The 26,443-nt window shown below is 63.2% G+C and carries 32 protein-coding genes; 19 read left to right on the forward strand and 13 right to left on the reverse strand.

Annotation, left to right across the window (positions count from 1 at the left end; all coding sequences use genetic code 11):
• Nucleotides 1–157 precede the first annotated feature (157 nt).
• From AC0L3H_RS24300 to AC0L3H_RS24340, 9 genes are all read left to right on the forward strand, one after another.
• A complete protein-coding gene (locus AC0L3H_RS24300) occupies nucleotides 158–892 on the forward strand; it encodes a FadR/GntR family transcriptional regulator (RefSeq protein ID WP_473587139.1) in 735 nt (244 codons plus the stop codon).
• Nucleotides 889–2,064 carry a PLP-dependent transferase gene (locus AC0L3H_RS24305; RefSeq protein WP_236371579.1) on the forward strand — a complete coding sequence of 392 codons (1,176 nt, stop codon included), beginning with the start codon at nucleotides 889–891 and terminating at the stop codon, nucleotides 2,062–2,064. The genes AC0L3H_RS24300 and AC0L3H_RS24305 overlap by 4 nt, the downstream gene beginning before the upstream one ends.
• A gap of 27 nt (nucleotides 2,065–2,091) precedes the next feature.
• Nucleotides 2,092–3,351, forward strand: coding sequence for an ABC transporter substrate-binding protein (locus AC0L3H_RS24310; protein ID WP_473587140.1), 1,260 nt, complete (start codon nucleotides 2,092–2,094; stop codon nucleotides 3,349–3,351).
• Between the two features lie 135 nt (nucleotides 3,352–3,486).
• Nucleotides 3,487–4,422, forward strand: coding sequence for a carbohydrate ABC transporter permease (locus tag AC0L3H_RS24315; protein WP_473587141.1), 936 nt, complete (start codon nucleotides 3,487–3,489; stop codon nucleotides 4,420–4,422).
• Between the two features lie 13 nt (nucleotides 4,423–4,435).
• Entirely contained in the window at nucleotides 4,436–5,269 is an 834-nt protein-coding gene (locus AC0L3H_RS24320) for a carbohydrate ABC transporter permease (protein ID WP_023800682.1), read from the forward strand.
• Nucleotides 5,270–5,279: 10 nt separating this feature from the next.
• Entirely contained in the window at nucleotides 5,280–6,380 is a 1,101-nt protein-coding gene (locus AC0L3H_RS24325; protein WP_473587142.1) for an ABC transporter ATP-binding protein, read from the forward strand.
• 261 nt (nucleotides 6,381–6,641) lie between these two features.
• Complete coding sequence (locus AC0L3H_RS24330; protein ID WP_473587143.1) at nucleotides 6,642–7,262, forward strand: hypothetical protein; 621 nt, start codon at nucleotides 6,642–6,644, stop codon at nucleotides 7,260–7,262.
• Entirely contained in the window at nucleotides 7,259–8,104 is an 846-nt protein-coding gene (locus AC0L3H_RS24335; RefSeq protein ID WP_473587144.1) for a 23S rRNA (adenine(2030)-N(6))-methyltransferase RlmJ, read from the forward strand. Before AC0L3H_RS24330 ends, AC0L3H_RS24335 begins: the two co-directional genes overlap by 4 nt.
• Nucleotides 8,105–8,235: 131 nt before the next feature.
• Nucleotides 8,236–8,688 carry a hypothetical protein gene (locus AC0L3H_RS24340; protein WP_287241093.1) on the forward strand — a complete coding sequence of 151 codons (453 nt, stop codon included), beginning with the start codon at nucleotides 8,236–8,238 and terminating at the stop codon, nucleotides 8,686–8,688.
• Here AC0L3H_RS24340 and AC0L3H_RS24345 read toward each other — a convergent pair.
• Entirely contained in the window at nucleotides 8,658–8,996 is a 339-nt protein-coding gene (locus tag AC0L3H_RS24345) for a transcriptional regulator (protein ID WP_473587145.1), read from the reverse strand. The genes AC0L3H_RS24340 and AC0L3H_RS24345 overlap by 31 nt on opposite strands.
• A gap of 141 nt (nucleotides 8,997–9,137) precedes the next feature.
• On the opposite strand from AC0L3H_RS24345, the gene AC0L3H_RS24350 reads away from it, so the two are divergent.
• From AC0L3H_RS24350 to AC0L3H_RS24360, 3 genes are all read left to right on the forward strand, one after another.
• Nucleotides 9,138–9,269: a hypothetical protein gene (locus AC0L3H_RS24350; RefSeq protein WP_473587146.1), complete on the forward strand. Its 132-nt coding sequence runs from the start codon at nucleotides 9,138–9,140 to the stop codon at nucleotides 9,267–9,269.
• 45 nt (nucleotides 9,270–9,314) lie between these two features.
• On the forward strand, nucleotides 9,315–9,980 hold the full coding sequence (locus AC0L3H_RS24355; protein ID WP_473587147.1) for a hypothetical protein: 666 nt from the start codon (nucleotides 9,315–9,317) through the stop codon (nucleotides 9,978–9,980).
• Nucleotides 9,981–10,432: 452 nt separating this feature from the next.
• Entirely contained in the window at nucleotides 10,433–11,029 is a 597-nt protein-coding gene (locus tag AC0L3H_RS24360) for a glutathione S-transferase family protein (protein WP_473587148.1), read from the forward strand.
• A 74-nt stretch (nucleotides 11,030–11,103) separates the two neighbouring features.
• Here AC0L3H_RS24360 and AC0L3H_RS24365 read toward each other — a convergent pair whose 3' ends face one another.
• Nucleotides 11,104–11,754 (reverse strand): outer membrane protein, encoded by a 651-nt coding sequence (locus AC0L3H_RS24365; RefSeq protein WP_091590581.1) that lies wholly within the window; start codon nucleotides 11,752–11,754, stop codon nucleotides 11,104–11,106.
• Between the two features lie 408 nt (nucleotides 11,755–12,162).
• Here AC0L3H_RS24365 and AC0L3H_RS24370 point away from each other — a divergent pair, with 408 nt between their 5' ends.
• From AC0L3H_RS24370 to AC0L3H_RS24390, 5 genes are all read left to right on the forward strand, one after another.
• On the forward strand, nucleotides 12,163–12,942 hold the full coding sequence (locus AC0L3H_RS24370; protein ID WP_473587149.1) for an SDR family oxidoreductase: 780 nt from the start codon (nucleotides 12,163–12,165) through the stop codon (nucleotides 12,940–12,942).
• Nucleotides 12,939–15,026 (forward strand): excinuclease ABC subunit UvrC, encoded by a 2,088-nt coding sequence (gene uvrC / locus AC0L3H_RS24375; protein WP_473492366.1) that lies wholly within the window; start codon nucleotides 12,939–12,941, stop codon nucleotides 15,024–15,026. Before AC0L3H_RS24370 ends, uvrC begins: the two co-directional genes overlap by 4 nt.
• Nucleotides 15,027–15,123: 97 nt before the next feature.
• A complete protein-coding gene (gene pgsA, locus AC0L3H_RS24380) occupies nucleotides 15,124–15,720 on the forward strand; it encodes a CDP-diacylglycerol--glycerol-3-phosphate 3-phosphatidyltransferase (protein WP_027152639.1) in 597 nt (198 codons plus the stop codon).
• A 1-nt stretch (nucleotide 15,721) separates the two neighbouring features.
• Complete coding sequence (moaD, locus tag AC0L3H_RS24385; RefSeq protein ID WP_023800670.1) at nucleotides 15,722–15,979, forward strand: molybdopterin converting factor subunit 1; 258 nt, start codon at nucleotides 15,722–15,724, stop codon at nucleotides 15,977–15,979.
• A gap of 1 nt (nucleotide 15,980) precedes the next feature.
• Nucleotides 15,981–16,469, forward strand: a complete 489-nt coding sequence (locus AC0L3H_RS24390; RefSeq protein WP_473492367.1) for a molybdenum cofactor biosynthesis protein MoaE — start codon at nucleotides 15,981–15,983, stop codon at nucleotides 16,467–16,469.
• Between the two features lie 34 nt (nucleotides 16,470–16,503).
• Here AC0L3H_RS24390 and AC0L3H_RS24395 read toward each other — a convergent pair whose 3' ends face one another.
• From AC0L3H_RS24395 to AC0L3H_RS24410, 4 genes are read right to left on the reverse strand one after another with little or no spacing between them, the layout of a single operon-like run.
• A complete protein-coding gene (locus AC0L3H_RS24395; RefSeq protein ID WP_473510052.1) occupies nucleotides 16,504–17,028 on the reverse strand; it encodes a DoxX family protein in 525 nt (174 codons plus the stop codon).
• Between the two features lie 2 nt (nucleotides 17,029–17,030).
• Complete coding sequence (locus tag AC0L3H_RS24400) at nucleotides 17,031–17,831, reverse strand: HvfC/BufC N-terminal domain-containing protein (RefSeq protein WP_473587150.1); 801 nt, start codon at nucleotides 17,829–17,831, stop codon at nucleotides 17,031–17,033.
• Entirely contained in the window at nucleotides 17,818–18,747 is a 930-nt protein-coding gene (gene bufB, locus AC0L3H_RS24405; RefSeq protein ID WP_473587151.1) for an MNIO family bufferin maturase, read from the reverse strand. Before bufB ends, AC0L3H_RS24400 begins: the two co-directional genes overlap by 14 nt.
• A 27-nt stretch (nucleotides 18,748–18,774) precedes the next feature.
• Entirely contained in the window at nucleotides 18,775–19,098 is a 324-nt protein-coding gene (locus AC0L3H_RS24410) for a BufA1 family periplasmic bufferin-type metallophore (RefSeq protein ID WP_027152634.1), read from the reverse strand.
• A 283-nt stretch (nucleotides 19,099–19,381) separates the two neighbouring features.
• On the opposite strand from AC0L3H_RS24410, the gene AC0L3H_RS24415 reads away from it, so the two are divergent.
• Nucleotides 19,382–20,149 carry a YbaY family lipoprotein gene (locus AC0L3H_RS24415; protein WP_473587152.1) on the forward strand — a complete coding sequence of 256 codons (768 nt, stop codon included), beginning with the start codon at nucleotides 19,382–19,384 and terminating at the stop codon, nucleotides 20,147–20,149.
• A 132-nt stretch (nucleotides 20,150–20,281) separates the two neighbouring features.
• Here AC0L3H_RS24415 and ndk read toward each other — a convergent pair whose 3' ends face one another.
• From ndk to AC0L3H_RS24435, 4 genes are all read right to left on the reverse strand, one after another.
• The gene (gene ndk, locus AC0L3H_RS24420; RefSeq protein WP_473587153.1) at nucleotides 20,282–20,704 is read right to left on the reverse strand and encodes a nucleoside-diphosphate kinase; all 423 of its coding nucleotides are present in this window, start codon (nucleotides 20,702–20,704) and stop codon (nucleotides 20,282–20,284) included.
• A gap of 231 nt (nucleotides 20,705–20,935) precedes the next feature.
• Nucleotides 20,936–21,211 carry a DUF1905 domain-containing protein gene (locus AC0L3H_RS24425; protein ID WP_473587154.1) on the reverse strand — a complete coding sequence of 92 codons (276 nt, stop codon included), beginning with the start codon at nucleotides 21,209–21,211 and terminating at the stop codon, nucleotides 20,936–20,938.
• A 132-nt stretch (nucleotides 21,212–21,343) separates the two neighbouring features.
• Nucleotides 21,344–21,979: a 5,6-dimethylbenzimidazole synthase gene (gene bluB, locus AC0L3H_RS24430; protein ID WP_473492379.1), complete on the reverse strand. Its 636-nt coding sequence runs from the start codon at nucleotides 21,977–21,979 to the stop codon at nucleotides 21,344–21,346.
• A gap of 142 nt (nucleotides 21,980–22,121) precedes the next feature.
• Complete coding sequence (locus AC0L3H_RS24435; protein ID WP_473587155.1) at nucleotides 22,122–22,814, reverse strand: glutathione S-transferase family protein; 693 nt, start codon at nucleotides 22,812–22,814, stop codon at nucleotides 22,122–22,124.
• A 91-nt stretch (nucleotides 22,815–22,905) separates the two neighbouring features.
• Here AC0L3H_RS24435 and AC0L3H_RS24440 point away from each other — a divergent pair, with 91 nt between their 5' ends.
• Complete coding sequence (locus tag AC0L3H_RS24440; RefSeq protein WP_473587156.1) at nucleotides 22,906–23,418, forward strand: DinB family protein; 513 nt, start codon at nucleotides 22,906–22,908, stop codon at nucleotides 23,416–23,418.
• 91 nt (nucleotides 23,419–23,509) lie between these two features.
• Here the strand turns inward: AC0L3H_RS24440 and AC0L3H_RS24445 are convergent, their stop codons facing one another.
• The 3 genes from AC0L3H_RS24445 to AC0L3H_RS24455 form a co-directional block, all read right to left on the reverse strand.
• On the reverse strand, nucleotides 23,510–23,812 hold the full coding sequence (locus AC0L3H_RS24445) for a DUF982 domain-containing protein (protein WP_473587157.1): 303 nt from the start codon (nucleotides 23,810–23,812) through the stop codon (nucleotides 23,510–23,512).
• A gap of 161 nt (nucleotides 23,813–23,973) precedes the next feature.
• Complete coding sequence (locus AC0L3H_RS24450) at nucleotides 23,974–26,055, reverse strand: ATP-dependent helicase (RefSeq protein ID WP_473587158.1); 2,082 nt, start codon at nucleotides 26,053–26,055, stop codon at nucleotides 23,974–23,976.
• Nucleotides 26,056–26,149: 94 nt separating this feature from the next.
• Nucleotides 26,150–26,320, reverse strand: coding sequence for a hypothetical protein (locus tag AC0L3H_RS24455; RefSeq protein WP_077375704.1), 171 nt, complete (start codon nucleotides 26,318–26,320; stop codon nucleotides 26,150–26,152).
• Nucleotides 26,321–26,443 lie beyond the last annotated feature (123 nt).

The raw sequence follows: 26,443 nt of genomic DNA on the forward strand, positions 1-26,443 counted from the left end.
TTGCAAGGTCGCAGAAGACGCGGCAACGTCCAAGGTTCCGCAATGGGTGTGAGCCGAAAATGCAATCTCTGCACTGCCGAGGCCACTTGACGAAAGGCCGGCGGCGCGCAAAACTGCTAAGATGTCAGACCAATTTTGGGCGTAGGTACCCATGCGTATGCGCGGCGAACTGCCCGGGGCACCTGCCACGCGTGTGGCAATCGCCACGCTCCCGCCGTTGGACCGCGGCAAACAAGTCATGGAAGCGCTGGCAGACTATGTTGAGCGCGCTGCGCTGAAGAGCGGCGACCGGCTTCCGACCGAACGCGAACTGATGGCCGCGCTTTCCGTGGGGCGTTCGACAATTCGCGAGGCGATGGGGCGTTTCGAAGCGCTCGGCGTCACCGAGACCCGCAAAGGCAGCGGCACCTATCTGCTCAAGCCGATATCCGCCGGCACGATCCATTTGCCGCTGTCGCTCAATACGGCTGAGCTGCGCGACGGTCTCTTGCATACCCTCGAGGTGCGCCGCGGCATCGAGGCCGAGGCAAGCATGGTTGCGGCGCGGCGGCGGACAGTCGACGATCTGCGGACGATCGAGGAAAAACTCATCGAGATGGAGCGCGTCCATCACGCCACCGGCACGTCGGGGCCGGAAGACCTGGCCTTTCACCTGGCGGTCTACGATGCCACGCACAACCCGCTTTTCCGGCAGCTCCTGGGGCAGATGCGCGAAGCGTTCGAGCGCTTCTGGGACCATCCTTTCGACCGGCAGGATTTCGCGCGGCGATCGTTCCCGTATCACCGTGAGCTGTTCGATGCCATCGTCGCCGGGGACGCGGAGCTGGCGCGCGGAAAAACGCTGAAGATCCTCGAGATCGTGGAAGAGGATATCGAGGAAATGTCGAAATGAATGGCCCGGATTTTTTCGACCAGGCCTCGCTGATCGCCGCCCATGACGAGGGCAACGCCTTCGATGCCGTCGTCCCGCCGATCGTGCAGACCTCGCTCTTCACCTTCTCGAATTATGACGAGATGCTCGAGACATACCGCGGCGAAAAAGTGCGGCCGACCTACACGCGCGGGCTGAACCCGACCGTGCGCATGTTCGAGGAAATGCTGGCGAAGCTGGAGGGCGCCGAGGACGCGATCGGTTTTGCAAGCGGCATGTCCGCCATCTCGTCGGCAGTGCTGAGCTTCGTCGAACCGGGAGACCGCATTGTCGCGGTCAGGCATATCTACCCGGACGCGTTCAGACTGTTCGGGACGTTGCTCGCGCGCATGCGCATCGAGGTGACCTATGTCGATGGGCGCGACGAGGCGGCTGTCGCGAGCGCCCTGCCTGGCGCCAAGCTGTTCTATATGGAAAGCCCGACCAGCTGGGTCATGGAAACGCATGACATCGGCGCGCTCGCTGCGCTGGCAAAGTCCCGCGGCATCCCGACCATCATCGATAACAGCTGGGCCAGCCCGGTCTTTCAGCGGCCGCTGTCGCTCGGCGTCGACGTTGTGGTCCACTCCGCATCCAAGTACCTGGGCGGTCACAGCGACGTGGTGGCCGGCGTGGTCGCGGGCTCGAAGGAATTGATCGGCCGCATCCGCGGCGAAGCCTATCCATATCTCGGCGGCAAGCTGTCGCCATTCGATGCCTGGCTCTTGATTCGCGGCTTGCGCACACTGCCGATCCGGATGCGCGCTCATCAGGCCTCCGGCCTCGAAATCGCACGGCGCCTGCGGGATCATCCAATCGTTGAGAGGGTCTGCCATCCAGGGTTGGCCAACCTGCTTCCCGCGGGGCTCACCGGCACGTCGGGCCTGTTCTCATTTGTCTTCCGCGACGGCATCGACATCCGCACCTTTGCCGACCGCCTCAAGCTGTTCAAGCTGGGCGTGTCGTGGGGCGGCCACGAAAGCCTCATTGTGCCCGGCGAGGTCGTGCTGCAGCAGAAGGCCCAACCCAATTCCGCGATGGCGTTCGGCGTCCATCCGCGGTCCGTGCGTCTCCATGTCGGCCTCGAGGGAACCGAGGCGCTGTGGAGTGACCTGGAAACGGCGATCGACGCCGCTTCCGAAGAAAAGACCTGAAGCAACCAGACAAGAAGGGAACGGAAAATGAAGAAGCTTCTTATCGCCGCATTCGCCACCGTACTGATGTCGGGTGCTGCACTCGCCGACACGACGCTGAAGCTCGTGGAGGTGATCACCAGCCCCGAGCGTACCGAAACCCTGAAGTCAATCGTCGCCAAATTCGAGGCGGCCAACCCGGGCACCAAGGTCGAGGTGGTCTCGCTGCCCTGGGGCGAGGCGTTCCAGAAATTCGCGACCATGGTGTCTGCCGGCGAAATCCCCGACGTCATGGAGATGCCGGACACCTGGCTGTCGCTCTATGCCAACAACGGCCTTCTCGAAAGCCTCGAACCCTATCTTGCCAAATGGGAGCACACCTCGGGCCTCACCGATCGCGCGCTCGAACTCGGCCGCGACGTGAACAACACCGCCTACATGCTGCCCTACGGCTTCTATCTGCGGGCGATGTTCTACAACAAGAAGCTGTTCAAGGAGGCTGGTGTCACCGAGCCGCCCAAGACAATGGAGGAGTTCGTGGCGGCATCGGAGAAAGTATCCAAGCTTCCAGGCAAATATGGCTACTGCCTGCGCGGCGGGCCGGGTGGCCTCAACGGCTGGATCATGTTCGGCGCAACCATGGCCGGCTCCAACGAGTTCTTCAATGAGGACGGCACCTCGACCATGAACAGCGAGGGTTGGGTCAAGGGACTGACCTGGGTCGTCGATCTGTACAAGAAGGGATTGGCGCCGAAGGACAGCGTCAACTGGGGTTTTAACGAAATCGTCGCCGGATTCTACACCGGCACCTGCGCAATGCTTGATCAGGATCCAGACGCGCTGATCGCGATAGCCGAGCGGATGAAGCCGGAAGACTACGGCGTCACGACCATGCCGAAGGGGCCGAGCGGCAAGACGTTCCCGACCATCGGCTATGCCGGTTGGTCGATGATGGCGGCCAGCCAGAACAAGGACCTCTCCTGGAAGCTGATCGAAACGCTCGAAGGGCCCGAGGGCAATGTCGAGTGGAACAAGCGCACCGGAGCGCTGCCGGTCCACAAGTCGGCCGAAAAGGATCCCTTCTACGCAAGCGAGCAGTTCAAGGGCTGGTTCGCTGAACTCGAGGACAAGGATGCGGTGCCAACGGTTATGCCGACCTATCTCGAGGAGTTCGCCTTCTTCAAGGACTCGATGGTCATCAAGACCAGTCAACAGGCACTGCTTGGCGATATCACGCCAGAGGAAATGGCCAACCAGTGGGCCGACTATCTGACCAAGGCGCAGCAGAAATACCTGGCCAAGAAATAAACGGCGGACGCCAGGCATCGGAGCCGCCCATCGCGGGTGGCTCCGATACGTCTCGTCCATGGTCAATTGGAAGGAGGGTCGATTGGAAGGATGGTCGATTGGACGGATGGCCAATTGGAGCGAAAGCGTTAGCTGATGGTCTTTGATGCCACCGCCGGGTTCCCGGAATCGCGCCGCCGGTCGCTGGTCGACCGGATCACGCGCCATGCCGAGCCATATCTTTACACCGCCCCGGCGCTGATTCTGATCGTCACCATCATGCTGGCGCCGCTGGTATTAGGCCTGTCCTACGCCTTCCGCGACGTGCACTTGCTCAACCCCTTCTCCGGCGGCTATGTCGGGCTCGATCATTTTCGCACCCTTTATGACGACGACAATTTCTATCGGGCGCTGCGCAACACGCTGTGGTGGACCGGCGCGTCCGTCTTGCTGCAATTCGTGTTCGGCCTGATCCTGGCGCTGTTGCTCGACCGGCCGTTCGCCGGCCGCGCCATAGCGCAGGCGCTGGTGTTCCTGCCCTGGGCGGTACCGACTTTCCTCACCGGGCTGAACTGGGCGTGGCTGTTCAACCCCGTCATCGGACCGCTGCCGCATTGGCTTTATGCGCTCGGCCTCATGAATGAACCGGTCAACATCCTTTCCAATCCGCAGCTTGCCATGTGGGGACCGATCATCGCCAACGTCTGGTGGGGCATTCCCTTCTTTGCCATCACGCTGCTGGCCGCGCTCCAGGCCATCCCGCGCGACCTCTACGAGGCGGCGGCGATCGACGGCGCCGGGGCATTCAGGCGGTTCACGTCGATCACCTTGCCGTTCCTTGCGCCGACCATTGCGATCACCGTGCTGTTGCGCACCGTCTGGATCTCGAACTTCGCCGACCTGATCATTGTCATGACCAGCGGCGGGCCTGCCGACCGCACCCAGATCGTCGCGAGCTACATCTTCACGCAAGCCTTCAGGGCCCTGGATTTCGGCTATGCCTCGGCCATTGCGCTGGTGCTGCTCGTCCTGTTGCTCGCCTATTCGATGCTGATCGTCATGCTGCGGCAAGTCCTGATGGATCGGGCCTGATCGGGATGACCAGATGAACAGCTATTCGACCTTTGGCACCGCGCTGCACCGCCTGGCGATCCTCTGCTACGTCCTCTTTGCACTGTTCCCGCTGTTCTGGCTGTTGAAAGTATCGGTCACGCCGAACGACCTGCTCTATTCCGAGGGCGTCCGGATGTGGCCGTCACGGATGAGCTTTGAACATTTCCGCTTCGTGCTGGCCCACAGTGCATTCCCGGTCTTCTTCAGGAACAGCATGATCGTTGCCGGCGCGACGGCCGTGATCGTGACGCTGCTTGCGTCTCTCTCCGGCTATGCTCTGTCGCGCTTCACCTTCCGCGGCAAATACTGGCTGGTCGCGCTGATGCTGCTCACTCAGATGTTTCCATTGGTGATGCTGGTCGCGCCGATCTTCAAGATGCTCTCTCCGCTCGGGCTGACCAACAGCCTGACCGGGCTGGTGGTCGTCTACACCGCCTTCAACATCCCCTTCGCGACGTTCCTGATGCAGTCGTTTTTCGACGGCATTCCCAAGGAGTTGGAGGAGGCGGCCAAGATCGATGGCGCCACGCAGTTCATGGCGTTTCGCCAGATCGTCCTGCCGCTGACGCTGCCCGGCATTGCGGCGACGCTGGGTTTTGTATTCACCGCCGCATGGAGCGAACTGCTGTTCGCGCTGATGCTGATTTCGGGCAACAGCGCCGCCACGTTTCCGGTCGGTCTGCTCACCTTCGTGTCGAAGTTTTCGGTCGATTTCGGGCAGATGATGGCGGCCGGCGTGCTGGCGCTGGTCCCGGCCTGCCTCTTCTTCCTGTTCATCCAGCGCTATCTGGTCCAGGGCCTGACGGCCGGCGCGGTCAAGGGCTGAGTGAGGTTCAATGGCATCGATCGACATCCGCAACGTCCGCAAGAATTTCGGCGTCGTCTCCGTGCTGCATGGCGTCGACCTGTCGATAGAGAACGGCGAGTTCGTGGTGCTGGTGGGACCGTCGGGCTGCGGCAAGAGCACGCTGCTGCGCATGATCGCCGGGCTCGAGGAGGTGACCGAAGGTGAGATCCGGATCGACGGCATGCGCGTCAATGAGCGGGCGCCCAAGGACCGCGACATCGCCATGGTGTTCCAGTCCTACGCGCTCTATCCGCACATGAATGTTGCCGAGAACATGAGCTACGGCCTGCGCATCCGGAAGGCTGCCCGCGGGAAGATCACGGCCGCCGTCAGCAATGCAGCCAGGAAGCTTGAGCTGCAGCCGCTGCTTGCGCGGCGGCCGAAGGCACTGTCGGGCGGTCAGCGTCAGCGCGTGGCGATGGGCCGCGCGATCGTGCGACAGCCCAAGGCATTCCTGTTCGACGAGCCGCTGTCCAATCTCGATGCGCGCTTGCGTGAGCAGATGCGGGCAGAGATCAAGAAGCTGCACCGCGATCTCGGCGCGACCTCGATCTATGTCACTCACGACCAGATCGAGGCGATGACACTGGCCGACCGGATCGTCGCCATGCATGAGGGCGTGGTGCAGCAGGTCGGTAGCCCGCTGGAGCTTTACGACCGCCCTGCCAACCTGTTCGTCGCCGGCTTCATCGGATCGCCGGCGATGAATTTTCTGTCGGCGCGCTATGAGGTCGGCGCAGGCACGGCCGGCGCACGATTGCCCGATGGAACGCTGATTGGGCTTTCGTCTGGTTATCAACTGGAGGAAGGCGCGGCGGTGACGCTCGGCATCCGGCCGGAGCATGTCGAGATGTCGCCGGGCTCGGAGAGCAGCCTAAGGGCGACGGTCGACCTGATCGAGCCGACCGGCTTCGGCATCATCCTGCATCTCGGCCTGCATGGCCTGCCGTTCAACGTCTTCACGCTGGACAGGGCGGCGCTGACGGCTGGCCCGACGGTGACGGTGGCTTTCCCGCCGCAACATCTGCATTTGTTCGACGAGACTGGAATGCGCGCATTTGAAACGAGCCTCCAGAAGGGGAAGGGCTGATCGTCCACATCGGGCGTTCAGATCATTCGGATTCTCCCAAAACCGGTTCCCACCTTTGGGTCCGATGCTATTGTCTATCTTGGCACTGCCGAATTCGATACGACATTTGATCTCGGCCTCGACATGGCTCTGGGACGAGATGGAACGCGCCCGCGGCGGCGCTAGACCATGATTCCGAACCGAATGTCAGCGAAACAAAAGTGGGAACCGATTTTCGGACGAGATCATGGTCAAACAAAAGCAGGCAAGGTAGTCGAGCGCATGCGCTTTCTGTTTCTTCTGATCCTGCTCGCCGGCATCGGCATCGGCGTCGTCTATCCCTGGGCGATGACCAATTTCTCCGGCCGTGAGATCGGCACCTGGCGGGTTTACGAACAGGGCCGGTTCAAGCCGGCGACGGTGCCTCTGGCCGCTCGCGACGCGCCGGTGCGGGTGCTGGTCGACCTCACCGCGAGAACCGAACGCATCGTCGTCTCGCAACACCGCACCGTGCTGACGCTGACCGCCGCCACCGGCGGCAGGACCGTGCTCGCCTCGACGCTGCAATTCAACCATTCGGAAAATCCGCGCCAGGTCAGCCCGCAACTGCCGGACAAGATCTTTCGCGACGAAGCCGGCCTGATCGCGAAGGTCAGCCCCGGCCCGTACCTCTTTACCATTGGGCCGGGCGACGCCGAAGGCATCGAGATGCGGACGGTGGACCTCGTGCTGCGTTCCGGCGTCGGCGAGATCGATCGCCGGGCGCGGCCGGTCGGCTTCTCGCTGATAGCGGCCGGCCTGATCGGGCTGCTGTTGGCGTTGCGTTTCGGCGGCCGCCGGCCGCAAAATCCGAACTCGCAGCCGCCACCGCCACGCTGGGGCAGGGGTCGAACTGGATCGTGAATTACCGCCACGCCTATCACGCCGGAAACTTCGCCGATGTCGTCAAGCATGTCGTGCTGAGCCGGCTCGTGGAATATCTGAAGCAGAAGGACAAGGCGTTTCGCGTCATCGACACCCATGCCGGCATCGGCCGCTACGACCTGTCGTCGACAGAAGCGCGAAAGACCGACGAATGGCAAGGCGGCATCGGCCGACTGGTCGATGCCGCGCTTGACGCGCCGGCGGCAGCACTGCTGGCGCCTTATCTGGAAGCCGTTCGTTCGCTCAATCCTGAAGGCGGCGTGAAAAAGTATCCGGGCTCGCCGCTGATCGCGCGTCATCTCATGCGCAAGCAGGATCGGCTGTCGGCGGTCGAATTGCATCGCCAGGACGCCGCGAAGCTGAGGGCGCTATTCGCTGGCGATTTCCAGACCCGGGTGATCGAGCTCGACGGCTGGCTGGCACTCGGCGCGCATCTGCCGCCGAAAGAAAAGCGCGGCCTCGTGCTGGTCGATCCGCCCTTCGAGGAGGAGGGCGAATTCGACCGCCTCGTCGATGGGCTGCGCAAAGCCCACAAGCGCTGGCCCGGCGGCGTCTATGCGTTATGGTATCCGGTCAAGGACCGCAAGGCGGTCGCCGCATTCCGCAAGTCGCTGGCGCAGTCAGGTGTCCCGAAGCTGCTCGACATCGGCTTCGAGATCAGGCCGCCATCGGCCGAGTCCAGCCTCGACGGCAGCGGCATGGTGGTGGTCAACCCGCCGTTCACGCTGGAAGGCGAATTGCGCACGCTGCTGCCGGCTTTGCACAAATTGCTTGTCATTGAAAAACCGGCGCACTGGACGCTGGACTGGCTGGCGGCGTAGGGCGGCAGAGCTATCCGCGCGCCTGTCCTGGTTGAAGGCAGTTTCAAACTAGGAAACCATTGTCGCTACAACCGCTTGACCGCGCGCAAGCGAATCCGCACAGTGTGCGCAGTCGACCATATGAGGCTGCCATGACTCGCTTCGCCCAATCCGCCCTTGCCGCACTGATAGCGCTTTGCACGCCGCTCGGAACGTCCCTCGCTGTCACCCAGGCAGCAAAGGCGGCCGACCTTGCCGTCTATACCGAAGAAGACAGCGGTGTTTGCGGTGAGGCCTGGGTGCTGAACAAGATCACCAGCCGCTTCTCCTACCAGGTGCACCACGTGCCGAATCTGCCCGACGTCGAGATTGTCGATTTCCAGGGCATCCACCAGAATCGCTATCTGCCAGCCAACGAAACCTGGCCGATCGGCCGCCGCTATTGCGGCGCCACCGTCAGCCTGTCCGACGGCCACGCCCGCACCATCTGGTATCTGATCGAGGAAGGGCAGGGCTTTGCCTCGATCGGCGATAATGTCGAATTCTGCGTCGCGGGCTTCGACCGCTGGATGGTCTACAACGGCCGCTGCCGCGTCCTGCGCTGAACGCGTTTGCCGGGCTGCTCCGCCTCATCGAGGATGGCGCGAAGGAAAGCGGCGTGACCGCGAAAGGCGCGCCGTCCGATTGACGTCGCGCTGACCCGCGTCTGCGGTCGACGTCCGACAAACAGCTTTTCGACATCGACATAGCCCGCCGTGGCAAGCGTATCGATATGCGAGCCGAGATTGCCGTCGGTCGCATTGACGATGAGCTTCAATCGGGTGAATTCCAGCGCTTCGCGCCGTTCCAGAGAATTCAGCGCCGCCATGATCCTGAGCCGCACGCTCTGGTGGATGATTTCGTCGGCAGCCATTATCGGGCCTGCTGTGGTGTCCGGCGTTCAGTCTCACTGATCTGGGGCAGCGCCGCCCGATATTGCGCGAATGACATACGCTCTTCCAGATGATTCAGAATACTCTGCTAAATAGAGTAATCTGTCAACCGCGGACAAATCATGGCAACGGAATTGCCGCGCTTTGCTTTTGCAGCTTGTGTAGATCGCCTGCTAGAACAAGAAGATGAGATCGATGAAGCAGCCGTCATGGTGGTGTCGGCCGACGATCAACGAACAAAAAAGGCTTGCTAAGCTTCAGCGCCTTGAAGTGGGATTGGTTCCGGCAATGCGCGCAGAATGTCTGTCGCAAACGGTCGGCAAAGCTCGAAGAGCAGCGCCGGCATTTTGCGAAATCAGCACGAGCGTAGTGTCGCCTGTAACCGAAACTTAAACTTCGGAAATCATGCTGATGCTTCGCTGGCTAGACAAGCGCGAGTCAGATATGCATTACGCGCCGGGTCATTAACGGCCGTCGGCACAACTAAGGGGCATGATATGGCTAAACAGTCATCCAAAGCGCCGGCATCCAAGTCACCGGCAAAGCAGGCACCGGCAAAGAAAGCACCAGTAAAGGCAGTGGCGGCAAAGGCCGCAGCCGCTGTGAAGAAAGCAGCACCTGCTGCCAAACCGAAGGCCGCCGCGGCCAAGGCAAAAGCAGCGCCCGCCAAGAAGCCGGCTGCGAAGGCTGCGGCAAAACCGGCAGTGAAGAAAGCAGCACCGGCCAAGGCTGCGCCCGCTAAGGCAAAAGCAGCGCCGGCCAAGAAGCCGGCTGCAAAGGCCGCGGCCAAGCCGGCAGCGAAGAAAGCTGCGCCTGCCAAGACTGCGCCTGCCAAGACTGCACCGGCCAAGAAGGCTGCGCCGGCAAAGAAAGCGGCTGCAGCGAAGTCTTCGGTAGCGGTGAAGAAAGCAGCGCCTGCGGCCAAACCAAAGGCGAAGGCCGCGACCGCAAAGGCCAAGAAGTAATCGCGCTTCTTCGCTCGCGGAGGACAGTGCTGAGGACGGTTGAGGGCGGGTGCCGGATAGGCGCCTCGCTCGCAGGGTCAGTGCTCGGGCAGCAACAGAGGCGGAGGGAAGACAGCTTTTCGCACTCCCAGGACTTCGCCTTATGGCGAAGTCCGGTGGGGCATTTCTCTGTGCCCGGAGAGAAATTCTTGGTGCAAGACCGAGTTGGCTCGGTTTCGAACCCGTCTGACCTGTTCAGATGCTCTCAGGCTGGCACTGTACCGCTCATCTGCCTGCGGATCGTGGAAGAGGACGGTCGTTCGCCGTGGCGCCCGGTTTTTCCGCCTGTGGGCTGTTGATCATGTCGGGATGTCCGGCCAACAGTGTCGCGGAAATGGATCATACGCAAATTCAAAGTGCTACAGCGGCCTTTGCGCGTCCATGCTCTGTACTCGGCAAATAGGAACCCGATCATGCCCAGACTGCTCTACGCGTCCACGTCACCCTATAGTTCCAAAGTGCGCATGGCCGCGCTTTATGCCGGCATCGCCGTCGAGCTCGTGCCGATAAAAACCGAAGACAAACCGGCTGATCTGATCGACGCCAATCCACTCGGCAAGATCCCGGTGCTGGTGCTCGACGACGGCCGCTCGATCCACGATAGCCGCGCCATTACCCAGCACCTCAACCGCATGTCGAAGAACGCGCTGTTTCCGCGCAATCCCGACAAGCGCCTCGATGCGGAAGTGCTTGAAGCGCTGGCCGACGGCATCTGCGACTGCGCGCTGTCGATGGTCTATGAGCGGCGCACGCGCCCCGAGGATATGGTCTATCAGCCGTGGCTTGACCGCCAGTGGGCGAAGATCACCAGCGCGCTCGATCTGCTCAACGCCAATCCGCCAAAACTGCCAAAGAAGATCACCGCCGGCCAGCTGGCGCTGCGCGCCTGCCTTGGCTATCTCTCACTGCGCTTTGCCGGAAAATGGGAAAAGGGCCGCAGCAGGCTGGTCCGCTGGGCAACGCGATTTGACGACAAGTTTCCCGAGCTGAAACCCTGCGTCCCGGCGTGAGCGGCAGCCAGAGAAGGGGTCATAAAAAAGCCGGGCACGAGGCCCGGCTTTTTCGTGTCGTGGCTTGGACGATTTTAGAACTTCATACCGACGCCGAAGGTGACGCGGTTGTCGGTCGACTTGACCTTGCCGATACCGTCAAAGTCCTTGTCGCCGAAGTCGGTGTAGCGATACTCGACACGGCCGAACACATTGTCGGTGATCTTGATGTCGGTACCGACGCCGGCCGTCCAGCCGAGCATGGTGTTTTCGTCGCTGGCGCCGAGCGCTTCGATCTCCTGGTTCTTGAGCGCGCCACCGGCGGTGCCGTAGAGCAGGATTTCCGGGGTGACGGCGTAGCCGAGGCGGGCACGCAGCGAGCCTTCGAAGCCGCCCTTGGCCTCGACGCCGCCATCGTCGCCCTCGATGCCGCTATAGCCGATATCGGCTTCAGCACCGTAGACGAAGTTCTCCGCCTGCCACTGATAGCCGCCGAAGACGCCGCCGACAAAACCATCGGTGTCGACGTCAGTGCCGATATCCTCGGCATCGGCGTGACCGCTGAAGCCGTAGCCGACGCTCACACCGGCATAGGGACCGGCCCAGGAAGCGACCGGAAGTTCGGCGATCGGGGCGGGGGCCGGCGGCTCTTCCGCGATGACGTCAGCAGCATAGGCGGTTCCGCCGAGGGCGAAGAGCCCGAACGCCACCGCCAGCGGTCGCGCAAATTTAAGATTGGCTTGCATTGTTCTTTACTCCTTAAGCCACAGGCACAGGCTTGCTTTTCACAAGCGCCCTCAACCCGCCGGGGGGAAAAACGGGTCTGGCGCTCAACGGTTCCGAATGTCGTGTCAAAATACGGCTGAAGCGAACCTGAACTTGGGTCATTACCTGGCACGAATAAGGCTGAACTTTGACGTTGCATCTGCGCAACAGATGGTGTCAGGAGGCTTAGCCGTGCCGCGCTGAACGACGCTTGGAGCAAGGGGTCCGTAGCCCTATATTGCGGCTGGCAGGCCGAGTCCCGGCCACAGTCGAAAGACCGATCCGGCCGCTTTGCCACAATGCTGCCCAAGGTCCGAACGGCATTTAACGCTTCGCCGGCCATATTTTGCCGGCTGGCTCAAAATCGAGCCCCATTGAGGATTGACAGGATGAGCAAGGCCGCTGGAACGGCGCTGGTGACGGGCGGGGGCCAGCGGATCGGCAAGGCGCTCGTCGAGGATCTCGCCGCGAACGGTTTTGCCGTCGCCATCCATTGCAACCGCTCGCGGGCCGAGGCGGAAGCATTGGCCGCGCGGATCAACAGCGGTCACTTTGGCCAGGGGGGTGGCCGCGCTGCTGTGGTCGCCGCCGACCTGACCGACATGGCCGCGGTCGAGGACCTCGTTGGCCGCGCCGAAGCCGCGCTCGGGCCTGTTACACTGCTGGTCAACAATGCGTCGCTGTTCGTGGATGATACGGTTCAGGACGTCGATTGGCTTGCCTGGGACCGTCACTTCGCCATCCACGTGAAGGCGCCGGCATTTTTGGCGCAACAATTCGCCCGCGCGCTGCCGGAAGGCGAGGAAGGGCTGATCGTCAATATGATCGACCAGCGCGTCTGGCGCCCGAGGCCCCGCTATTTCTCATACGCGCTGTCGAAATCGACATTGTGGACGCAGACGCAGATGATGGCGCAGGCGCTGGCACCCCGCATTCGCGTCAATGCCATCGGTCCCGGCCCGACGCTGAAGAGCGCGCGTCAGCAAGACAGCGACTTTGCCGCACAGGTCGACGGCCTGATCCTGAAGCGCGGCCCGGAATTGCCTGAATTCGGCGCCACCATCCGCTATCTCTGGGGCGCAAGCTCGGTCACCGGCCAGATGATCGCGCTCGACGGCGGCCAGCACCTTGCATGGCAGACGCCGGATGTGACAGGCATTGTCGAATGAGTCCCATGGACCAGAAACACAAACGCGTCGGCGCCGCCGACGACCTGCCGCCCGATGTCGACCTCGAGGACGAGGTGGCGGAGGAGATCGTCGAACCGTCAACGCCCGGCCCCGGTGGCCCTGACGTCGCCTTCACCGCCATCGATTGGACGCCGCATGCCGGCGATGCCGACGGCATGGTCGGCGCCGAAGTCATCCAGACGCTGGTCAAACGGCTGCCCAACGCGCCCGGCGTCTACCGCATGATGGATGCCGCAGGCGACGTGCTCTATGTCGGCAAGGCGCGCAGCCTGAAGAAGCGGGTGACCAATTACGCACAAGGCCGCTTCCACACCAGCCGCATCGGCCGCATGGTGCGCGAGACGGCGACGATGGAGTTCGTCGTCACCCGCACCGAGATCGAAGCGCTGCTGCTGGAAGCCAACCTTATCAAGCGCTTGCGGCCGCGTTTCAATGTGCTGATGCGGGACGACAAGTCGTTTCCCTACATCCTTTTGACCGGCGATCATGTCTCGCCCGGCATCTACAAGCATCGCGGCGCGCGCTCGCGCAAGGGCGACTATTTCGGCCCCTTCGCCTCGGCCGGCGCCGTCGGCCGCACCATCAACTCGCTGCAGCGCGCCTTCCTGCTCAGGAGTTGCACCAACTCCTTCTACGAGAACCGCACCCGGCCGTGCCTGCTGTTCCAGATCAAGCGATGCGCCGGCCCGTGCACCGGCGAAATCTCGCATAGTGACTATGCCAGGCTGGTCGCCGAGGCGAAGGACTTCCTGTCCGGCCGCAGCCAGAAGGTGAAGACCGACATCTCCGCCGCCATGCAGCAGGCCGCGGAGAATCTCGATTTCGAGCGCGCCGCAATCTATCGCGACCGGCTGGCGGCGTTGTCGCATGTGCAGAGCCATCAGGGCATCAACCCGCAGACCGTCGACGAGGCCGATGTCTTCGCCATCCATCAGGAAGGCGGCCAGGTCTGCATCCAGGTCTTCTTCTTCCGCACCGGCCAGAACTGGGGCAACCGCGCCTATTTCCCCAAGGCCGATCCGGCGATGGAGGCGGCCGAGGTGCTGGGCTCGTTCCTGGCGCAATTCTATGACGACAAGCCGACGCCGCGCGCCATCCTGTTGTCGCATGGCGTCGAGGACCAGGAATTGCTGGCTGAGGCGCTCTCCACCCGCGCGGGTCGCAAGGTGGCGATCTCGGTGCCGCAGCGCGGCGAGAAGAAGGATTTGACCGACAACGCCCTGCAGAATGCCCGTGAGGCGCTCGGCCGCCGGCTGGCCGAGACCTCGACGCAAGGGCGGTTGCTCACCGGTTTCGCCGAGACTTTCGGCCTGAAGAAACCGCCGGTGCGCATCGAGGTCTACGACAACTCCCACATCATGGGCACCAACGCCGTCGGCGCCATGGTGGTCGCCGGGCCGGAAGGTTTCGTGAAGAACCAGTACCGGAAATTCAACATCCGCTCGACCGAGATCACGCCGGGAGACGATTTCGGCATGATGCGCGAGGTGATGGAGCGGCGTTTCTCCCGCCTCCTGAAGGAACATGGCGATGTGCCGCGGAGCGAACAGGCGGCGGACGACATCCTGGCCGAACAGGGCGACGATATCGAGGATGCAGGCGGCTTCCCCGCCTGGCCAGACGTCATCCTCATCGATGGCGGCCAGGGCCAGATGACGGCGGTACGACAAATCCTCGCCGACCTCGGCATCGAGGACCGCGTCCAGGCCATCGGCATCGCCAAGGGCCAAGACCGTGACGCCGGCCGCGAACGCTTCTTCGTCAGGGGCAAGCCACCGTTTTCGCTCCCCGTACGCGACCCCGTGCTCTATTTCGTTCAGCGGCTGCGCGACGAGGTGCACCGTTTCGCCATCGGCTCCCACCGCGCCCGCCGCAAGAAGGAGATGGTCAAGAGCCCGCTTGACGAGATCAGCGGCATCGGTCCCGGTCGCAAGCGCGCGCTGCTCATGCATTTCGGCACCGCCAAGGCGGTCAGCCGCGCCGCGATCGAGGATCTGGTCAAGGTCGATGGCATTTCCGAGCAGGTCGCCAAGCTGGTCTACAACCATTTTCACGAGAGCTGATGATTCGGCTATTTTCGGCTGGTCCATCGACTATCATCTGTTGACCCCCCACATTCGCTTCTGATTTGAGTAGGCAGGTAGAAAGAGTTCCAAAGAAATGGCCCAGCGCGCATTCAACCTGCCCAACATGCTCACTTACGTCCGCATCCTAGCGGTGCCGCTGGTTGTGCTGTGTTTTTTTCTCGAAGGCCATCTGAAGTCGAGCGACTTCGCCCGCTGGTCGGCGTTGGTCATTTTCCTGCTCGCCTCGATCACCGATTATTTCGACGGCTATCTGGCGCGCGCCTGGCAGCAGACCTCGAATATCGGCAAGATGCTCGATCCGATCGCCGACAAGTTGCTGGTCGCCACATGCCTGCTGCTGCTGGCGGCCGATACCGATAGGCATGCCGGCATCGCCGGCTGGTCGCTGTGGGCGGCAATCATCATCCTGTGCCGCGAGATCCTGGTCTCGGGCCTGCGCGAATATCTGGCGGCGCTGAAGGTCTCGGTACCGGTGACGCAGCTGGCGAAGTGGAAGACCACCATCCAGATGATCGCCATCGCCTTCCTGCTCGCCGGACCTGCCGGCGACAAGATCTTCCCGCTGACCACCCAGGTCGGGCTGGTGCTGTTGTGGATCGCCGCGCTGGTGACGCTTTACACCGGCTACGACTATTTCCGCGCCGGCCTCAAGCACATCATGGATGAGTAGCATGTCGACGAGGCTCATCTATTTCGCCTGGGTGCGCGAGCGGATCGGCAAGCCGCAAGAGGACGTCGAATTGCCCGCCGGCATCGAGACGGTGGCCGACCTGCTGCGCTGGCTGAAATCGCGCGGCGAGGAGTACGAACACGCGCTGCAATATCCTGACGTGATCCGCGTCGCCATCAACCAGGAACATGTCGAGCACCGCGAGAAGATATCAGGCGCGCGCGAGATCGCGCTGTTCCCGCCGATGACGGGTGGCTGAAATGCCCGGCGCGGTGGTGCCGACGGTGCGCATCCAGGCGGAGGATTTCGATGTCGCCGCCGAGATCGCCAAGATGACGCAAGGCCGCGCCGACATCGGCGCCGTGGTTACTTTCTCGGGTCTCTGCCGCGACGAGGCAGGCAGGCTCGCGGCACTCGAGCTCGAACATTATCCCGGCATGGCCGAGGCCGAGATCGGCCGCATCGCCACCGAGGCGGTTCACCGCTGGCCGCTGCAGGGGCTCACCGCCATCCATCGCCACGGCAGGATCGCGCCCGGTGAGAACATCGTGCTGGTGGTCGCTGCCTCCGCGCATCGGCAGGCGGCGTTCGAGGCGGCGAACTTCCTGATGGATTATCTCAAATCGCGCGCGCCGTTCTGGAAGAAGGAACATCACACCGACGGCTCGGCAGGCGGCTGGGTCGATGCCAAGGAGGCCGACGACGAGGCCGCCAGCCGCTGGAAGCAGGCCGTGCCGAAACGAAATTGATGCTTCGCGTCACCGCTGGAGGGCGAGGTTCACATCAACCCCGATCACCCCTCGGCCTCCCATCAGCCTTGTCAGTGCCGATCCAGTGATCGAGCGCAACCCGGCCGGGTCCCCACGCCATGATGCCGAGCGCCATCGCCGCCCAGGTGATGTGCAGCGGCCAGCCGTCCGGCACGGTGAGTTGTATGACCAGCGTCATCACGAGCAGGCCGAATGCCGCCAGTCGTGTCGCTAGGCCGAGAACGAGAAGAATTGGCAGCAGGATTTCCGCCGATCCTGAGGCGAACGCCACCAGCCCAGGCGCAGGAAAATCGTAGGGGCCGCCGGGCAGATGCAGCTTGAGCTCCGAGCTGAAAAGCAGCACGGCGACCTCGTTCAACTGCAAAAACCCGTCCCATTTGTTGACACCGGACCGCCAGAACGGGACAGCGAGGGCGCAGCGCAGGACGAGTTGCGTCAGCGAAGGTGTGGCACTCGTGCGCAGCGCGGCATTCACCCTCTCGACGAGGGTGGCAGTCCCTCGCGGCTCGGTGCTGGCGTTCCATCCATGGTTCGTCATGCTCACCCTCCCTGGTCTGCCGCTGTGAAGGCGCCTGCTTGCAGCAGGCCGGCAATGTTGGCGGCAAGGTCGAATTCGGCAGTTTCCGCAAATGCTGCCGCGGCCGCCGCGCCGAGCGGCTCGCCCGCCATTAGACGATCCAGAAAAGCTGCGCCGCCGGGCGGCAGGTGGCGAACAAAGACTTCGAGCCCGGGCCGCGTGACCAGCGCATCTTCAGGGCCGTCCGCCTCGATCCGCCCGACAGGGCGGTCGCGCCGGTTCGCCGCAAAGATCGTCACGACCGGATAGCGCGAGCGCATCGCACGCGTTGCCGGGTGTGGCACGAACACGGTATCGGCCAGCCGTTCAGGCGGGATCGAGCCCAGTGCTACGCAAGCCAGCGGTTCCGCGTCGGCGGCATGATAGGCGTCGAGCCAGGCCCGCTCCAAGCGCGCCACGTCAGCCAGCCATGGCATCGGCCGCGCATAGTCGTAGCGCTCGATGAAGTCGGGGAAGTCGTGGCCGTATTCGAACAGAAGCGGCGAAGTGGGTGGCGTTTCGCGGATATGGAAGCGCGCCATCGCCCGAAAGAAGTCCGGGCCGGTGATGCGCAGCGTCGCTGGAAAGCTGGCGGCCAGCGCATCGATCAGGCTGACCGTGACGTTGTTGCGGTAGACGGCGTATCGTTTGACCGCTGCCTTGCCGTTCGGCCCGGAGACAGCGTCAGGCGGGACACGGTCAGGATCGAGCAAACCGGCGGTGAATGCCGCGGCATAGTCGAACCGGTGGCCAAGATCGCCCGACTGGAGTTCATCCTGCGGCATGGGCTTTTCCGAACACTTGGTGGCTGTCGGCGTGATGGTCGAGAATTGCTTGGGCGGCGGCGGCCTCCGCCTTGAGCACCGGCCAGTCGGGAATGGCGCTGTCCCACTCGATCAGCGTCGGCAGCGGTCCGCATCGGCCGATGACGATATCGAAGAGCTTCCAGACCGCGTCGGCGACCGGACCGTCATGGCTGTCGATGAGCAGCAGGTCGCCCTCGTCATCCTCCTGCTCGGCGTGCCCGGCCAGATGGATTTCGCCGACATGATCGAGCGGGAAATCCGCGAGGTAGGAAAGGGCTGAATAGCCGTGATTGGTGGCCGAAACGAAGACATTGTTGACGTCGAGCAGCAGGCCGCAACCGGTGCGCTGCACCAGCGCGCCGATGAAATCCGTCTCGCTCATCGTCGATTCCGCGAAAAGGACGTAGGTCGAGGGGTTTTCGAGCAGGATCGGGCGGCCGATCGTCTCCTGCATTTCATCGATGTGATCCGCCACGCGCGAAACCGTTGCCGGCGTATAGGGCAGGGGAAGCAGGTCGTTGTAATAGGTGGTGTCGTGGGTCGACCAGGCGAGATGCTCGGAAACGAGCGCCGGCTCATAGCGGTCGACGAGCGCCTTGAAACGGCCGAGATGCACTTTGTCGAGCGGCCGCAGTCCGCCGATCGACATGCACACCCCGTGCAGCGAAACGGGATAGTCGCAGCGAATCCTGGCCAGCGCATCGTGCGGCGGACCGCCGGCCCCCATGTAGTTTTCGGCGTGGACCTCGAAGAAGCAGTCCTTTGGGCCGTCGCCAAGGATCGCGTGCAGATGCTCGTGCTTGAAACTGGTGCCGGCAAGGCCGGCGATCGGGTGCGCCGGAAAGCGCGAGGTTTTCGATATGCGGGATGCCGGGGCCAGTCCGTTCATCTTCATCTCCGCTTTCCGGGCAGCTTGCATTGCTTAGGACGGGATGTCGCGGGTCAGCGCCGTGGGCGAGCCCTTGCGGTCGCCGGGCAGGTCCATCGTCGTACAGGTGCCGCCGTCGACGAACTTCCAGGCGTTGCCCTGGTAATCGACAGTCGAGGTGCCTTGGCAGGTGGTGCCAGGTCCTGCCGCGCAGTCGTTCTGCCCCTTCAGGGCGACGCCAAAGCACTTCTCCTTGCCGGCATCCATCGCCGCCTTGGCCTCTGCCTCGGACAGCGGCGCGGCCGTCGCAAAAGAAGCAAGAGCCGTGGCAACGGCGCCGGCCAGGAAGGCCGCGCTCACGGTTGATCTTGTTGACATGATTTCACCTCCGATTGGGTTGTTGCGCGCGCCATTCCTCAAGCGCGCATTGGCCAGTTCGGTCCGGAGGTTCCCTGCGTTACATCTTTTTGGGACACGACTTCGTGATCGCCAGGGGACTTGGCGTGAGCAATATTTCGCCTGTCACCCCAAGGAGGCCGACCACAGGGCAACGAGCCGCCGGAAGGCACCGCCCTGTGAACAGCCCGTGTGGGGCGCCACGGAACCACCGCAATCCTGCGAGACCTTCCGACCAGTTTGGCGCATTATGGGGAGCAGGATCATGCTGGGCAGGATCGCCGAGTTCTTCATCTTCGGTGTCGTGCCGCTGGTCGTTGGTATACTGGTGGTGCCTGAGTTGTCCGTCGCCGCCGAGAAGACCCTGAAGGGCGAGGTGATGTATCGCGAGCGCATCGCTCTGCCGCCCAACGCCGTGCTTTCCGTGCAGCTTGCCGATGTCTCGCTGGCCGAAGCGACGGCCGCTGTCATCGGCGAGCGCAAGGTGGCGCCGGCCGGCCAGGTGCCGATCAAGTTCGAGATCAGCTTTGATCCCCAGGTGATCCGGCCCCATATGACCTATGCGCTGCGGGCGCGCATCACCGTCGACGACAGGCTGTTGTTCATCTCCGATATGCGCCACCAGGTCGATCCACTGAGCGACGCGCCGCAGACCATCATGCTGAAGATGGTGACGTCGAGCGAGCAGCCGGCGTCGGCCCCGGTGGTCGGGCAGATCTGGCTGATCGAGTATATCGACGGCATCGGTGTGATCGCCGAACCGCAGGCGACGTTCAGGATCGACGAGGCCGGCAAGGCCGGCGGCAGCGGGCCTTGCAACGTCTACTTCGCCACCGCCAAAGTCGATGGTTCGACGATTGCCATCAGTGACATCGGTTCGACCTTCAAGGCCTGCGCGCCCGAGACTATGGCCGAGGAAAAGGCGCTGTTCGAGGCGCTGGCCAAGGCGGCATCGTATCACGTCGACGCCGGCAAGCTCATCATCGTCGACAAAGACGACCGCGTCATCCTGCGCTTCAACGCCGCGAGCTGATAACCGGTTTCGGTTTTTGAGCATCATGCGCAGTTGGCGGGTGTCGGCGCCCGGCGTCTGGTGCCGGATCGCCGCAACGAAAAAGGCCGGCATTGCGCCGGCCTTTTGCATATGACGTGGTGACTTATCGGCTCAGCCGACGATCTCGGTGTCCGAGAACCAGTATTTGATCTCCTGCGCGGCGGTCTCCGGCGCGTCGGAGCCGTGCACGGAATTCTCGCCGATCGACAGCGCGTGCAGCTTGCGGATGGTGCCTTCGGCGGCGTTGGCCGGGTTGGTGGCGCCCATCACGTCGCGGTTTTTGGCAATGGCGTTCTCGCCTTCCAGCACCTGCACGACCGTTGGGCCCGACGACATCGACTCGACCAGTTCGCCGAAGAACGGACGATCCTTGTGCACGGCATAAAAACCTTCCGCCTCGCGGCGGCTCATCCACACCCGGCGCGAGGCGACGACGCGCAGGCCGGCTTCTTCGAGCATCTGGATGATGGCGCCGGTGAGATTGCGCCGGGTTGCGTCCGGCTTGATCATGGAAAAGGTGCGTTCGAGCGCCATGGGGTCGTCCTTGTGATAGAGAGTGGAATGCACGGTGGCGGGCTCTATACAAGCCGCCCGCCGGCTTGCCAAGGGGCTGGCGCTAATGCATCTCGCGCCAAAGTGCGCAGCGGATTTGCGTAACGACATCCATAAAAACAAGAACTTAAGCGCGTCGCCGACGTGCTTTAGCCGCCGCATAGCGTGTCGCCGTCGGCCAAAACCAATGTTGTCATAACTTCATCTCGATTGTCAGCTTGGCCGTGTCGCCAGCCCGAAGGCCTTCGCGGACCCGCACTGCCGTCTTGATCGGCAACAGCAGGCCGCCGGATTCTTGTCGGGAAACAGCGATGTTCGCCATCTCGTCTGGCCGATGACGGCTTCCACGCCAAGCGAGCCCCAGGGTCGTGCCATCCCCGCCATTGCCGTCTTAATCCGTGCACCAAGCTCCGGCGGCAGCGTCACGAAATGCCAGCCGCCCTTGCCTGGATAGACCCAGATCTCGGCCTGCACGTCGTAGCGAAGCATTTGTGCCCTTCCTCAGATCAAGGCCGTCACGGCTGGCTTTGCCATGGTGTCTTGTCGGCAACGCCGACGATCGGCGAAATCATCCTAATATCCATTCTCCCTGCAAGGGAGGATGGCAGCGTTGCCGTTGCACTACCGCCTTATCACCATCGAAGCGCGCCGGACTTCCCAGCCTTCTCGCTCCAGTTCCGGCACGCTGTGGTTCTCGCAGGGGTAGCCGACGCAGAAGTAACCGATCAGCGTCCACTCCGGCGGTGCATCCAGGATCGTCGCCATTTCGGCCGGGTCGAGGATCGAGACCCAGCCCATGCCTATTCCTTCGGCGCGCGCCGCCAGCCAAAAAGTATGGATCGCCATCACCGCCGAATATTCGATGGTCGCGGGCATGGTCAGGCGGCCGAGCCCATGTCCCTGTTGCGTCCCGCGGTCGGCGAAGACAGCGAATTGACAAGGCGCCTCGTTCAGGCCGGCAAGCTTCAGGCGCGCATAGAGCGCGGCGCGTTCGCCGCCGAACGACGCGAGCGCCTCCGCATTGCAGCGCTCGAAGCATGCCTTGACGGCGGCGCGGCATTCCGCGCTCTCGACCATGACGAAACGCCAAGGCTGGCTCAGCCCGACCGAGGGCGCAATGCTGGCGAGGTCAAGCAGCCGCTCTAGCGCGCCTTCGGGGAGCGGCGTCGGCCTGAATCGCCTGACATCCCGCCGCCACAGGAAGAGGTTGACCAGATCGGCGCGAAAATCGTCCGGGAATTCCGGGTCTGAGGTCATGGTGTCTCTTTGCTAGGGGAGTAGGGGAGTAGGGGAGTAGGGGAGTAAGGCAGTAAGCAGTAGGGCAGTAGGGCAGTAGGTATGCGCGCCGACGCCAACCTCGTTACTCCCTACTAACCTACTCCCTTACTCCCCTACTCCCCTATGAAGCCGCCGCCACCTTGCGGCCGAGCCCATCATGCAGGTCGAGACAGCGCTCGAACCACTGGGCCACCACATCGCTGTCGTCGAGCAACCGGTAGGGTGAGGCGATACGCGCCCATTGCAGCGCGCCGAAGACGATGTAGTCGGCAAACAGCGGTGATTGGCCGCCGATGAACGGCTGATAGGCAAGCATCGAGCGCAATGGTTCCAGCGAGGTACGGAAGGCACCAAGGCCGGCGTCCCGCGCCGCCACCACCTCTTCCAGTCTCTGGCCGAAGCGCTGCTCGCGGTTTTGGCGAAAATAGGCGGCGTTGGCCTCGTCCTGCATGGCGTGCAGGTCCATGATCGCCGCAGTGGTGACATAGGGGTGGATGGTCAGTTGCGACCAGCGTTCGACGAAGCGCGCCATCGCCTTGCCGCCGTCGCCGCAAAACAATGTCGGTCGCTCTGGATAGGCCTCGTCGAGATAGAGCGCGATGGCGAAAGAATCGGCGACCACCTTCTCGCCGTCGCGGATCACCGGAACGAGTTTGAAAACGCCGCCTTCAACTGTGGGCACTTCGAGAAAGCGTGTCGGCACGGTTGAGATATCGAGGCCCTTGTGGGCAAGCGCCATCGTCGCCTTCCAGCAATGCGGGCTGAACGGACGGGCGCCATCGCGTCCGACGAGATCATAGAGCAGAATGGTCATTGGCGGCAGCTTCCCTGCGGTCTACTAGAGCGACGTTGTGGGCCTTGCGGTAAGCACCCGGAACGGGGTCTCGCGGGCCGGAGAAAAAACGATGAAACAGCACTTCATGATGTTTGCGGCCTACAATCAATGGGCCAATAGCTGCATCTACGATGCCGCCGCCGATCTCGACGAGGAACATTTTCACCGCGACGTCGGGGTCTTCTTCGGCTCGATGATGGGCACGCTCAACCATGTTCTGACTGCCGATCGCATCTGGATGAGGCGCTTTACCGGCGAGGGCGACGCGCCGGCCAGGCTCGACACGGTCCTGCACCGCGCCCTGCCGGGCTTGCGGCTGGCGCGCGAGGCCGAAGACAAAAGGATCGTCGACTGGGTTGGGGCGTTAAGCGACAAGGCTTTGTCCGGCCGCTTCTCCTACATGACCGTCTCCGATATGCGCACCGTCTCGCAGCGGCTTGCGCCGGCGCTTGATCATTTCTTCAACCACCAGACCCATCACCGCGGCCAGGCGCACGCGATCCTGACCATTCTCGGCCGGCCTTCGGTGCCGCTCGACCTGACGCTGTTCCAGCGCAGCGAAGAGGGCCGCGCCTACGCCTGATTTCGGATTATCCGGGTCGAATTGACAGGAAAACCCGTCGAAGACGAACAGCATCTTCGGCGGGCCATAGTCGCAAAACAGGCCTGGCCAGTCAGGCGGCGTATCCGCCCTGGCCGCGGGAGATCGGCTTGACCGAGACTGCCGGCTGCGCCGAAGGCCAGAGAATGCCTGCCGAAACTGCGAAGGTGATCAGGGCGTCGCGCGCCGCCTCGGGCGAGATCTCGCCGGCGCGTGCCGCCTCGCAGGCCTTCACCGCCGCGCCATAGCTCAGGCGTCGCCGCGATGGCGGGAACTCGGTCAGGAACTCATGCATGTCGAACAGCGAAGCGATCATGCGCTTATGGCCGGCGCCGACGGTTACGGCGACCGGGGTGAAAAATGTCTTATCGTGCATTCTGGCCTCTCGAATTGGGCGGAGGTGACGGGCGGACGCCGCTCTCCGACCGGGGGTAGGACGCCCAGAAACGCGGATTGCGGCATCAGGTTCCATGTTGCCGAAATTTGATTTTTCGCCACCAGGCTCCCCGTGGCATGAGCGTCGTGCCGAAGAGCGGCCTATTTCCACATGTCGCGCATGCGGGCGCCAAGGTCGACGCGCACTTGCGGCTGGCGGCGCGGATCATCCCTGGCCTGGACGCTCGCCCACGATGTCTGTTCGAAGGCGCCGAGGATCGAGGCCGGGATGAAGCGGGTGCGCGAGGCGTAAACATGACGATCGCCGCGCGCCGCCTGGCCGTGGACGAAAAAGCGCTGCGGCATGACCAGGTGCAGGCCGTCCTTGGCCCGCGTCATCGCCACGTAGAGCAGGCGGCGCTCCTCGTCGATATCCTCCTTCGAGCCGACGGCGAGATCGATCGGGATGCAGCCGTCGACGGTGTTGAGCACGAAGACGTTCTTCCATTCCTGGCCCTTGGCCGAATGGATGGTCGACAGGATCAGATAGTCCTCGTCGCGATGCGGCGGCCCAGCCTCGTCGCTGGTTGCATCCGGCGGATCGAGGGTCAGCTCGGTGAGGAAACGCTCGCGCGAGGCATAGCCCGAGGCGATCTGTTCGAGCTGCAGAATATCGGCCCGGCGCGTCGTCGCGTCCTCGTGGATGCGGTCGAGATGCGGCTCATACCAGAGCCTGACCTGTTCGAGGTCAACAGGCCATTTTCCCGACCCGGCGCGAAGCTGCGAGAACAGCGCGACGAAACCCGGCCAGTCGTCGGCGGCGCGTTGCGGCGGGCGGTAGCGCGCCAGCCCCATCGCTTCGTCGAGCGACGTCGCCATGGTGTCGACGATCTGCGAAGCCGCCGAAGGGCCGATGCCGGGCAAAAGCTGCAGCACGCGAAAGCCGGCGACGCGGTCGCGCGGGTTCTCGGCGAAGCGCAGCACCGCCAGCACGTCCTTGACATGGGCGGCGTCGAGGAACTTCAGCCCGCCGAACTTGACGAACGGGATGTTGCGGCGCGTCAGCTCGATCTCCAGCGGCCCGCTGTGGTGCGAAGCGCGAAACAGCACGGCCTGCGCCTTCAGCGCCGTGCCGGCCTCGCGCTCGGTCAGGATCGCCTGACAGACGTAACTCGCCTGCTCGGCCTCGTCGCGGACGCTGACCAGCTTCGGCTTTTCGGTCGATTTGCGCTCCGACCAGAGGTTTTTGGTAAAGCGCTCCGAGGCCTCGCCGATCACCGCATTGGCGGCGGCCAGGATGGTCTCGGTCGAGCGGTAGTTGCGCTCCAGCATGACGATCTCGGCCGGCCGGGCGAACTGTTTTGGAAAGTCGAGGATGTTGCGCACTTCGGCGGCGCGAAACGAATAGATCGACTGCGCATCGTCGCCGACCACCGTCAGACCGGATCCGTCCGGCTTGAGCGCCGCGAGGATCGAGGCCTGCAGCCGGTTGGTGTCCTGGTATTCATCGACCAGCACATGGTCGAAACGCCCACCCAGATGCGCCGATATCTCCGGCTCGCCGGCCATCTGCGCCCAGTAGAGCAGCAGGTCGTCGTAATCGAGCACGTTCTGCGCCTGCTTGGCCTCGACATATCGGGCGAACAGCGCCTTAAGCTGTTCTGCCCACCCCGCGCACCAGGGGAACACCGAACCCAAAACTTCGCCGAGCGGCGCCTGCGCGTTGACGGCACGCGAATAGATCGCCAGGCAGGTGCCCTTGGTCGGAAAACGGCCTTCGGTTTTCGAGAAGCCGAGTTCGTGCCGGGCGAGGTTCATCAGGTCGGCCGAATCCTCGCGGTCATGGATGGTGAAGGCCGGATCGAGGCCGATCTCCAGCGCATAGTCGCGCAGCAGCCTGGCGCCGATGCCGTGAAACGTGCCGGCCCAGGTGAGAGCATCGGTGATGACGGAAGCGTCGCGGCCGAGCACCTCGCCGGCGATGCGTTCGACGCGCTTGGCCAATTCCAATGCGGCGCGACGCGAAAACGTCATCAAAAGGATGCGCCTCGGGTCGGCGCCCCTGACGATCAGATGCGCGACGCGATGCGCCAGCGTGCTGGTCTTGCCGGAGCCGGCCCCGGCGATCACCAGCAGCGGCCCGGCGACCTTGCCGTCGCCATGCTCGACGGCAACGCACTGCTCGGCATTCAGCTTCGCGAGATAGGCAGGCCGGAAGGTCGAATCACGGGCAGCGAGGTTCATTGCCCATCAAGCATCGTTTCTGCTTTGTTCGCAACGCTTTCGTACGTGCGTCCGATGCGTCCGATCCTGCTGGCGCACCACCGATGAACTGAAACTAGCGCTGCGGCTCGACGCCCATCGCCGCTGACTGCCGCGGCAGCGACTTGTCGTCATCGGGAGGCGGCAGCAACAGCGGATCGAAGTCGTCGGGCACCTCGTCGACGATTTCCCTGACGATGCGGTAGGCCACATAGACGGCCGCCCCGGCTATGAGCAGACGGATCATGATTTTCTCCATTGGTGTGGACCAACCGAGGAGCCGGCGTTTTGTTCCCCTCTCTCGTTTTGTTCCCGGGGTTCCAAAACGTCCCAAGCTCTTGCCGAGCGTGCAACCAAATCGGCACCGTCT

Source organism: Mesorhizobium sp. WSM4816 (assembly GCF_055811535.1).